A 9,788-nucleotide genomic window follows, 5' to 3' on the forward strand; every position below is an offset into this window, starting at 1 on the left:
GGCGACTTTCGGTAATCTTTTCGTGATGTTCACCGCGTAGCTGACTGAGAACGGGGCTTGGGAAGCGCATGCACATCGACGAATCCGCACCGGGCGGTGCGTAACCGAGACATGTCCATACACCTGGCTGCACATACCGCCCGCCACAGTGGCACCGTCCAGACCGAGGACGACGAGGACGAACTGGTCCGGCTCGCGCAAGCGGGTGACGGAGCGGCCTTCGGGCTGCTCTACGACCGGTACCTGCCGTCGATCTACCGGTACACCTACAGCAAGACCTCGTCGCGGAGTGCGGCCGAGGACCTGACCAGCGAGACGTTCCTGCGGGCGTTCCGCGCGATCGCCCGCCGGCCGCGGGCACAGTTGAACTTCGCGGCCTGGCTGGTCACGATCGCCAGGAACGTGGTGATCGACCATCACCGCTCCGGCTGGAGCCGGCTCGCGATCGTCACCGACGAGGTCGACCCACAGGTCGACGAGGCGATCGGCCCGGAAGCGGCCGCGCTCGCCTCGGTCGGCGAGGCCGCACTGCGGGCCGCGCTCGGCCGACTGCCGGACGACCAGCGCGAATGCCTGCTGCTGCGCTTCTTCGCCGGCCTGTCGATCAACGAGACCGCGGCCGCGATGGACCGCACCGACGGGGCGATCAAGCAACTGCAGTTCCGCGCCACCAACAGGCTGCGCCGGATCCTGAAAGACCTCTGGCCGAGCACGGGATGAGGTGCGCAGCCGGGCACCGGCCGAAGTGCGCGGCCGAGCATCGGCTGAAGTGCGCGGCCGAGCACCGGCTGAGAGGGCGCTGAGTAGCGGCTGAGGATTCGGGTGACCGGTTCGTGAAGGCAGACGAAACACGGGTCAGAAGTGCTTGCGCCACCTCCTACCTTCCGGTAGGAAAGGGCGGGTGCCATCCGGCTCACGACCGCCCCAGTCGTACCGAGCGACACTGCTCGACACGTTCGGCTCCGGGCGGGCGACAACTCATATCTCACGGGGAGATATCGCATGAGCAATCCTTACGACGAAGACCAGCGCAACGAGGGCCAGGGCAACGAGGGCCGGCGCAACGAAGGACAGTACGGCGAGCAGGGTGGCCGGGAGGGCTCCGGCGACAACTACGGTTCCGGTGGCCAGGGCAACGACTCGGGCAACGACTTCGGCCGCGATTCCAGCGGAGGGGAATCCGGCGGCTCGTACGGCGGCGGCAACAACGGCGGCAACGACTACAACCAGGGCGGCGACGACCGCTCCGGCAACCAGTCGGGCGGCGACTACGGCCAGCGCAATGACTCGGGCAACGACTCGGGCAGCAGCTACGGCAACGACTCCGGCGACGACTCGCGCGACGGTGGCAGCAACTACGGCTCGGGCAACGACTCGAACGACGGTGGCGACAGCTACGGCGGACGCGACAACTCGGGCAACGACTCCAACGGCGGCGGCTACGGCTCGTCGAACGACGACAACAACAACTACGGAAACTGAGCGGGGATCAGAGCATGGGTGTTTTCGACAACCTCAAGGACGCGGCTGAAGGCCTGAAGGAGAAGGCCGCGGACCTGATCGACGGTCACGAGGAGCAGGTCGGCCAGGGTCTGGACAAGGCCGGCGAGTTCGTCGACGAGAAGACCGGCGGCAAGTACGGCGACCAGATCGACAAGGGCGTCGGCGTCGCGAAGGACCAGGTCAACAACCTCAACCACGAGGGCTGACCGAACGCCAGTGCTGAGAGGCGGTCGTGGACACGTTCCACGGCCGCCTCAGGCATGTGCCCGGAAAGCCTGCACGGTAAGGGCCGCGAACCGCCGCGACGCCGCCAGCCGGGCGGCCGGCGTGGACGCGTGCAGACCACGATGCGCGGTCAGCATGATTACCAAGTCCGCCAACGCGAAGTCCTTGCGCAACTTCCCCCGCGCCTTCGCACGCCGCGCCAGCACCCCAACCGATTTCAGGGTGAGCTCACGACTCGCTTTGTTGTCCACCGCCTCCGGGTACGTCGCCAGAAACGCGTCGGTGAATCCGCGATTGCGCGCGTGCAATTCGCAGATCCGCCCGATCACCAGGCAGAACCCGTCCCACGGATCGTCCGCAGCCAGGCCATCCTCGACGATCTGCCGGCACGCCCGCTCCTGCTCGGCGAACGCCGCGGTCGCGAGGTCCTGCTTGGTCGGGAACCTGCGGTACAAGGTCGCCGGACCGACGCCCGCCTCGCGCGCGATGTCCCGCATCGGGACCGTCAGCCCGGCCTGAGCGAACAGCGTGCGCGCTGCCGCCAGGATCCGCTCGCGGTTGTCCTCCGCGTCAGCCCGCAGTTTCCGAGGCAGAAGCTCCGTCACAGCTCTCACTCTAGCCAAACGGACGCCCGCGTCCACTTACTCTCGAGGAAGTCGAGAGGAGACAGCAGTGAAGGCAGTGGCCATCAAGGCGTTCGGCGGACCCGAAGGACTCAGCGTCGTCGACTTGCCGGACCCGGAGCCGGGCGCCGGTGAGGTACTGATCGCGGTCGAGGCGATCGGGGTCGGAGGTGTCGACGCGTTGATCCGCAGCGGCGCGTTGTCCGCCTGGGGTTTCCGCGAAGGCCTCGTCCCCGGCTCCGAGGTCGCGGGCACGGTAGTTGCCGTCGGCCCCGAGACGGACCGGGCCTGGATCGGGCAGCGCGTGTGGGCGTTCACCGGCCTCGGCGGCGGGTACGCCGAGCAGGCGACCGCGGCGGTCGAGGACGTCGTACCGTTGCCGCCGGGCCACTCCGCCGCCGGCTCGGTGACGCTCGGCAGTTCGGGTGTCGTCGCGCACTTCGGGCTCGCCCACGCGCACTTCCGTCCCGGTGAGTCCGTGCTGGTGCGCGGCGCGGCCGGCAGCATCGGCATCCTGGCGGTCCACCTCGCCGCCCGCGGTGGCGCGTCCGCGGTGGCCGTGACGACCTCGTCGGCGGCGCGCGGGGAACTGCTGCGCGAGGTCGGTGCGACGCACGTGCTGGACCGTTCCGGTGCGGGTGCCGGTCCCCCGGCGTACGACGTGATCATCGATGTCGTCGCCGGACCGGACGTGCCGTCGTTCCTCGGCAGGCTGCGGCCGAACGGCCGGCTGGTCGCGGTCGGCGCGGTTGCCGGTCCGCCGCCGGACGGCCTCGGTACGGCGCTGATGGCGAACTTCCGGAAGTCGTTGTCGTTCGCAACGTTCAGCGCGGACACGGTACCGGCGGCGGATCGCCGGACCGTCCGTGCCGCGCAGTTCGCTGCCGCGGCGCAGGGGCAGGTGCCGACGGTGATCCACGAGCAGTTGCCGCTCGACGACGCCGTAGTCGCTCACCTGCGGATGCAGGACGGCGAGGTGTTCGGGCGGATCGTGCTGACGACCTAGGGTTCTTCTTTTGCCGCCAGCTCGATGAGGCGTTCGGCGACTTGCGCGCAGCGTTCCTCGGCACGGCCGCGGGAGGCGCCGGTGAAGCGCAGGCGGGCGGTCGCGGTGAGCGGCTCGGCCTGGACCTCGATCAGCGCGCCGCCCGGACGCGGCTGCACCCTGACCCAGATCCGCACCCATCCGCCGAGACCGCTGCGCAGCCGCAGGATCAGTTCGTCCTCCGGTCGCCAGCGCTCGACCAGGGCGACCGTCAGGTGCCGGTTCTCGGCGTGCCGCATCCGCGGTTCGCGGCCGTCGTACCGCTGCACGACGCTGCCCTTCCGCGGCCAGTTCGGGTCGGCGCGGATCTCCGACGGGACGGCGACCATCCAGTCCGCGAACAGGGCCGGGTCCTGGAGCACCGCCATGACGGCGTCCACGCCAACAGCGCCGAACCGCCATGCCATCACCATCGGAAGCCGCTTCCCTGTCCGCAACACGTACCGGACCCCGTGTCTATCAGGTAGCAGCCCGGTCTGGCACGTCTCACACGGCACGCTGAACCGTCAACGAACTCCGGGTATCGTCAGCCGGCGGTGCGGAAATGCGCTGCGTCCAAAGCAGATTGCAGTGAGCGACGGTATCCGTCAGAGGTGAACGTTGCCCCGGACACCGTGTCGATGTGGGAGCTCTGTGCGGCAAGCGCTTCCTGCTTGAGCTGCGGCAGGGCGTACGAGCTGATCTCGCGGTCCCGTCCACCCGACGACGGGTAGACGAGCGCCTCGACGGTGACCAGCCGGTTCGCGCGGATGGCGATCCGGACCTGGACGGGGCCGTACCGGGTGCCGGCCGACGCACCGTTCACCGTCACGTCGCCGGCCGACGTACTCACGACACCTGGCGCGGCGGCGGGTGTCGCCGGGTGGTCGACGTGGTTCGTGCTGGTCGGGTAGAGGAAGAGCAGCAGGAGCAGTACGCCGGTACCGCCGCCGACGAGGAGGTTGCGGCGCAGGCGCTCGGAGTGCCCGGTCACAACGCGCCGGCTTGATGCGCGGCGTCGAGCGCGGACTGCAGCGACTGGCGGTACCCACCCGAGGTGAACGTGGCGCCGGACACCGTGTCGATGTTCGCGTTCTGCGCAGCCATCGCCTCCTGGTCGAGCTGCGGCACGGCATACCCGTTGATCCGGTCGGTCTGCCCGTCGCCGCTCGGGTGCTGCAGGGTATGCGACCTGGTGATCTTTCCACCGCTGACCGAGATCTCCACCTGCACAGGCCCGTACTGCGTGTCCACCACGCCGCCTGAAACCACAACCGCCTTCTTCGCCGGGGTGGTTGGCGTCGGCTTCTTTGCGGGGGTGGTTGGCTTTGGCTTGTTCGTAGGAGCAGTTGGTGTTGTCCTGTGTGGAGTCCTGCGTGCTGGGTGGGCAGTTCGTGCCGGCGTCGTCGAGCTGACCACCGCGGCCTGCCCGGTGGTGGTCGTGTTCGACTGCAGGCTGGCGCGGAACGCCACCGCCAGTACCGCCGTTGTCGCCACCGTCATCAGCAGCCTGATCCCGCGCCTCACGCACGTTCTCCTCTCACCATGACATTCACCATGAGAACCGTTCCTGGTGCAGCTGGTTCGCGGGCAGCCCGACCTTCAGCACCGCGGCCGCGACCGCGTCCATCCACGGGTCCGGCCCGCACAGATACACGTCGTACTCCGTGATCCCGGGCACCAGCCGTCGTACGGCGTACTCGTCCGACCACGTCGCCGCGCCGTCCGGCAGCCACGACCGGCGCCGCCGCAGCCGCGGCCCCAGCAGGTAGTGCACCGCGATCCCCCGCCGCCGGGCCAGCTGCTCCAGCTCGTCCCGGAACACCAGATCCTGCTCACTGTGCGCGCGGTACACCAGCACCGCCTCCCCCGGCCGGTACTCGAGCTCCTCCAGCAGCGCCCGCAGCGGCGTGATACCGATGCCGCAGGCAAACATCGCGACCCGGTCGGTCACCCGGCGCTCCGCGGTCAACCGCCCGTACGGCCCCTCGACCGCGACCCGTGTCCCCGGCCGCAACCGCGCCAGCCGGCTGCTACTGTCACCGGCCGCCTTCGCGGTCACCCGAAGCCGGTCCGGAGCAGGCGAGGCCGACAGCGAGTACGGATTGCCCCGTGACCATCCGGGCCCGTCGAGGAACCGGAACACGAAGTACTGCCCGGCCCGCACCGGCATCCGGTGCAGCCCGCGTCCACCGATCAGGACCGTCACCACGCCCGGCGCTTCCCGGACGACCTCCGTCACCGTGAGCCCGTGCCGCAACGTCCGCCAGGCCGGCAGCAGCAACCGGTACAGCACGATCGCCCCGGCCGCGACGCCGTACGCCGACCACCAGTACAGCTGCGCGAGCCGCGAGGTCGAGAAATCCGCACCGGTCCAGATCTCGTGCGGTATCGACAGCCCGACGCCGACGTACGCGTACAGGTGCAGCAGATGCCACGACTCGTACCGCAGCACCTTCCGCGCCGCGCGGATCGACGTCACCACGACCAGGGTCAGCGCGATCGCCGCCGCGGTCGCGAGCAACATCCCGCCGTACGTCGTGACGACCGTCCACGTCTCGTGCACCAGATCGTTGTGATCGCGCAACGTGTACCCGACCAGGATCAGCACGATGTGCACGAGCAGCAGGTTGAACGACCAGAACCCGACCAGCCGATGCCGCCGCGCCAACTCGTCCTGCCCGTAGCTGCGCTCGATCATCGGCACCCGGGCCATCAGGAACACCTGCACCAGCAGCAGGTCGGCCGCGATCAGCCCGGAGAGCCGGCCGAGTGACGTCAGCAGGTCCGCCGGGCCGCTGAGCAGGTTCTGCAGCCCGTGCCCCGAGACCCACAGCGCGACGACCACCAGGACGCTCGCCCAGCACGAGACACCGACGACGTCCCGCCACCAGGCCGGCGTCCGCGGTGCCCGGCGCCGGACGTGCGGGATCCGCGGCCTGCTCATCGCCGATGCGGCTCCGCGGGAGGTCATGCCTCCGACGATGCCCCGGGATTCTTAGCTCTTCCTTGGACCGACCGCCGGGAGCACCAGTTCGAACGTCGCCCCGGCGTCGCTCGGCACCAGCCGCAGCTGCCCGCCGAGCCGGTTCGCGACGTCGTGCGCGAGGGCCAGACCGAGCCCGTAATGCACCCGCCCGCCGCGATGACCGCCCGAATCGAACCGCCGCAGCACCCGTTGGGCGGCCTCCGGACCGATCCCGGGGCCGGTGTCGCTGACGGACAGGATCACGTCCCGCCGCTGCCGCCGTACCGCGATCCGCACCTCGCCACCCCGCGGGGTGTGATCGATCGCATTGTCCACCAACGCGATCGCCGCCCGCCGAACGGCACTCGCCGAACCGAGCGCGGTCGCGCTGTCACCGTCCGCCGCGGACCGGACCCGAACCCCCATCTGCTCGGCATGCGCGCCCGCCGCGTCGGCGACGTCCTGCGCGAGGCCGACCAGATCGACCGGCTCCTGCTCCTCCACCCGCCGCGGATCGGCAGCGGCCAGCAGATCGTCGACGACATCGGTCAATCGCCGCGTGTCCCGGACCACCCCGTCCGCGTCGTCCAGTACCTGCTCGCTCGCTCCGTCGCGGTGCAACGACCGCCCGAGCAACTGCGCCCGCGTGCTCAGCAAGGTCAACGGCGTCCGCAGCTCGTGCCCCGCATTCGCCACGAACGCGCGCTGCAACGTCAACGCCTGCGCCAACGGGCGTACGGCGCGCCGCCCGATCAGCACGCCCAGCAGTCCGGCGAGCAGCAGCGCGACGACCGCCGCGAGGCCCATTGCCTGCAGCATCCGCGCCCGTTCCTTGTGCTGCGACGCGAGGTCGAGGACCGCCTGGACCGGACGGCCCTTCACGAGTCCGGTCGCGATCCGGTACGCGCCGTCGTCGTCCTCGACCGTGGTCACCTGGATGTGGTTGGCGGCCTCGGTCCGCAACGCCACCAGGTCCGGCCGCAGGTCGTCCGGCAGGCCGGGTGACGCCGAGTTCCCCATCACCAGCCAGGCACCCGCCGGTGGGTCACCCACGTCGTCCGCGCTGGCGACCGCCGCGCGGAGCAGGTCGTCGGCCGTACCGGACTGCTCGTGGATCATCACCACCGTGACGAGCACGATCAGCAGCAGCATCGCCAGTGCGACCAGCGCGGCGGCCTGTACGGCGACACCCCGCGCGGCACGCCGTACCAGCACCTCGTCGCCGATCAACCGGCCGCTCATGTACCACCCAACCGGTAGCCGAGGCCACGTACGGTACTGATCACGCCCTGCCCGAGCTTTCGCCGGCAGTAGTGCACGTACGTGTCCACGACGGTCTCGGACTCCGCGTCGTCGAACACCCGGTCCAGCAGATCCGCGCGGCTGAACACCACACCGGGCCGAGCCGCCAGGAGTCCGAGCAGATCGGCCTCCCGCTCGGACAGCTCCACCCGCCCACCGGCAGCCTGCCGAACCGTCCGCGTCGACAGGTCCAGCAGACCACCCGGTACGGCGAGTTGCTCCGCGTGGTCGAGGTGGCGCCGCTGCAGCGCCCGGACCCGCGCCAGCAGCTCGGTCAGCTCGAACGGCTTGGTCAGGTAGTCCTCCGCGCCGGCATCGAGCCCTTCGACGCGGTCGTCGGTACTGTTCCGCGCCGACAGCACCAGGATCGGCGTACCGACGCCGCGGCTGCGTAACCGCGCGATCAGGTCCAGCCCTTCCACCGCGGGCAGTCCGCGGTCGACGATCATCGCGTCGAACGGACGGGTCAGCGCGACGTGCAGCCCGGTGTGCCCGTCGGAGGCGACCTTCACGGCATACCCCTCGTCGCGAAGCACCCGGCCGAGCATGCCTGCCAGGTCGGCGTCGTCCTCAATCAGCAGGATCCGGCCGCTCACGCCACGCCCCACCCGGGCGTCGCCTGAAGGTTGCCGTCAGCAAGTATCCCGAGTCCTTCGTACCCGGGCAGCAGGACCCCGGGCCAGTCGTCCCCGGCCACGAACGCGGCCGTCGCGAGGACGTCGGCGTACTCCAGCGACGCCCCGCTCACCGACACCGACAGCCACCGGCTCGCCGCCGCGCGACCGGTCCGCGGGTCGTACAGGTGCTCGCCACGGGCCGCCGTACCGCTGGTCGCCACCGCTCCCCGGGTCCGGGCCAGGCTCGCGACCACGCGGCCGGGGTCGTGCGGGTCCTGGATGCCGATCGTGAACGGTTCGGCGCTCGGGCAGATGACGAGGACGTCGCCGCCCGCGTTCAGGCACCAGTCGACGCCGTCGACCGCGCGCAGCCGGTCCCCGGCCCGCTCGACCGCCCAGCCCTTCACCAGCCCGGACGGGTCCCAGCCACCGCCGGGCAGGTCCGCGTCGAACAGTCCGCCGGTCAGCTCCCGCGCCGCGGCACACCGTTCGGCGACGTCGCGGACGTCCGGATCGACGTCGTCCCAGCCCGCCTCGCCGCGCCCCAGCCGGCTCACGTCGCTGTCCGGCTTGTACGGCGAGAACACCCGGTCGACCTCGCCCAGGTCGGCGTACATCTCCTTGACCGCGGCCTCCGCCTCGGCGGACTCGGCGTACGCTCCCCGGGCCAGCACGCTGATGGGCATCCCCATCAGCTGCTCGACCCAGCTCCGCCTCATGATGCCGAGGCTAGAGACCCTTCCCTGAGAACAAGCTGAGCCTGGTACGCCGCGACATGCTGAGCGACCACCCGCTCCCACGTCATGCTCGGCAGGGTCTGCTGGTTGTACTGCTGCAACCGATGCAGTACGGCGGGGTTGGTCAGCAGTGCCGCCGTCACCCGGGCCATCTCGGCGTCCGTGTCGACGAGATACCCCTCGATGCCGTTGCGGACGAACTCGCCGACACCACCCGTGGACATCGCGACCACCGGCAACCCGGCGCACCGCGCCTCGAGCGCCGCGACACCGAAGGACTCCAGCTCCGCCGGCGCCAGGTACACGTCGGCGGATGCGTACAGCTGCTGCAGTTGGTACCGCGTCAACCGCCCGGGAAGCTCCACCCACGGCGCGAAGTCCAGCCGCCGGGCGTCCAGCGCCCGCTCGCGCGGCCCGGCTCCGGCGATCACCCCGCGAAGTGGCACGTTCGACGGTACGAGGTCGCGGATCGCCGCCAGCGTGTCCAGCAACGCGAGCGGCCGCTTCCGGCGGGCGAGCCGCATCGTGCTGACGACCGTCAACGGATGCGGCACGCGCCGCGAGAGTCTCCACGCGGCCGGGTCGACGCCGTTGTGCAGTACGTCGACCGTACGCCCCGGCAGCGCCCGGCGGATCACGTTCGCGACCGCTGCGCTGACCGCGGTCCAGGCGACGTTCCCGACGTACCGGTCGAGCTGCGCCAGCGGCCACGGCATCGTCGGACCGGGCAGCGAGTGCACGGTGATGATCGCGGACCGCGCCAGCCGGGCGGCCCGCCAGGCGAGCGGC

General features: G+C 70.5%; 13 protein-coding genes. 4 read left to right on the plus strand and 9 right to left on the minus strand.

Translation table 11 applies throughout. The annotated features are described in order from the left end of the window. Window positions 1-111 precede the first annotated feature (111 nt). The 3 genes from VFF46_RS24975 to VFF46_RS24985 all read left to right on the plus strand — a co-directional run bounded on the left by VFF46_RS24975 (window position 112) and on the right by VFF46_RS24985 (window position 1,709). A complete protein-coding gene (locus VFF46_RS24975) occupies window positions 112-720 on the plus strand; it encodes an RNA polymerase sigma factor (RefSeq protein ID WP_325039638.1) in 609 nt (202 codons plus the stop codon). 282 nt (window positions 721-1,002) lie between these two features. Next, a complete protein-coding gene (locus VFF46_RS24980) occupies window positions 1,003-1,482 on the plus strand; it encodes a hypothetical protein (protein WP_325039639.1) in 480 nt (159 codons plus the stop codon). A 14-nt stretch (window positions 1,483-1,496) separates the two neighbouring features. Further along, window positions 1,497-1,709: an antitoxin gene (locus VFF46_RS24985; RefSeq protein WP_325039640.1), complete on the plus strand. Its 213-nt coding sequence runs from the start codon at window positions 1,497-1,499 to the stop codon at window positions 1,707-1,709. Window positions 1,710-1,757: 48 nt separating this feature from the next. On the opposite strand, the gene VFF46_RS24990 is transcribed toward VFF46_RS24985, so the two are convergent. Then, on the minus strand, window positions 1,758-2,333 hold the full coding sequence (locus tag VFF46_RS24990; protein WP_325039641.1) for a helix-turn-helix domain-containing protein: 576 nt from the start codon (window positions 2,331-2,333) through the stop codon (window positions 1,758-1,760). Between the two features lie 67 nt (window positions 2,334-2,400). On the opposite strand from VFF46_RS24990, the gene VFF46_RS24995 reads away from it, so the two are divergent. After that, window positions 2,401-3,357: an alcohol dehydrogenase catalytic domain-containing protein gene (locus tag VFF46_RS24995; RefSeq protein WP_325039642.1), complete on the plus strand. Its 957-nt coding sequence runs from the start codon at window positions 2,401-2,403 to the stop codon at window positions 3,355-3,357. Here VFF46_RS24995 and VFF46_RS25000 read toward each other — a convergent pair. The 8 genes from VFF46_RS25000 to VFF46_RS25035 form a co-directional block, all read right to left on the minus strand. Then, the gene (locus VFF46_RS25000; RefSeq protein ID WP_325039643.1) at window positions 3,354-3,764 is read right to left on the minus strand and encodes a hypothetical protein; all 411 of its coding nucleotides are present in this window, start codon (window positions 3,762-3,764) and stop codon (window positions 3,354-3,356) included. The two genes, VFF46_RS24995 and VFF46_RS25000, sit on opposite strands and share 4 nt — an antisense overlap. Before the next feature lie 158 nt (window positions 3,765-3,922). After that, window positions 3,923-4,369, minus strand: a complete 447-nt coding sequence (locus tag VFF46_RS25005; protein WP_325039644.1) for an FMN-binding protein — start codon at window positions 4,367-4,369, stop codon at window positions 3,923-3,925. Beyond that, a complete protein-coding gene (locus tag VFF46_RS25010; RefSeq protein ID WP_325039645.1) occupies window positions 4,366-4,902 on the minus strand; it encodes an FMN-binding protein in 537 nt (178 codons plus the stop codon). Before VFF46_RS25010 ends, VFF46_RS25005 begins: the two co-directional genes overlap by 4 nt. Window positions 4,903-4,927: 25 nt before the next feature. Further along, window positions 4,928-6,349: a ferredoxin reductase family protein gene (locus VFF46_RS25015; protein ID WP_325039646.1), complete on the minus strand. Its 1,422-nt coding sequence runs from the start codon at window positions 6,347-6,349 to the stop codon at window positions 4,928-4,930. Between the two features lie 24 nt (window positions 6,350-6,373). Beyond that, on the minus strand, window positions 6,374-7,585 hold the full coding sequence (locus VFF46_RS25020) for a HAMP domain-containing sensor histidine kinase (RefSeq protein ID WP_325039647.1): 1,212 nt from the start codon (window positions 7,583-7,585) through the stop codon (window positions 6,374-6,376). Beyond that, window positions 7,582-8,241: a response regulator transcription factor gene (locus tag VFF46_RS25025; RefSeq protein ID WP_325039648.1), complete on the minus strand. Its 660-nt coding sequence runs from the start codon at window positions 8,239-8,241 to the stop codon at window positions 7,582-7,584. The genes VFF46_RS25020 and VFF46_RS25025 overlap by 4 nt, the downstream gene beginning before the upstream one ends. Further along, window positions 8,238-8,981 (minus strand): FAD:protein FMN transferase, encoded by a 744-nt coding sequence (locus tag VFF46_RS25030; protein WP_325039649.1) that lies wholly within the window; start codon window positions 8,979-8,981, stop codon window positions 8,238-8,240. Before VFF46_RS25030 ends, VFF46_RS25025 begins: the two co-directional genes overlap by 4 nt. Then, on the minus strand, window positions 8,978-9,788 hold an 811-nt coding region (locus VFF46_RS25035; protein ID WP_325039650.1), incomplete at its 5' end, for a glycosyltransferase family 4 protein. The genes VFF46_RS25035 and VFF46_RS25030, both read right to left, overlap by 4 nt.

Origin of the sequence: Kribbella sp. (genome assembly GCF_035655035.1) — a bacterium.
Classification (GTDB): domain Bacteria; phylum Actinomycetota; class Actinomycetes; order Propionibacteriales; family Kribbellaceae; genus Kribbella.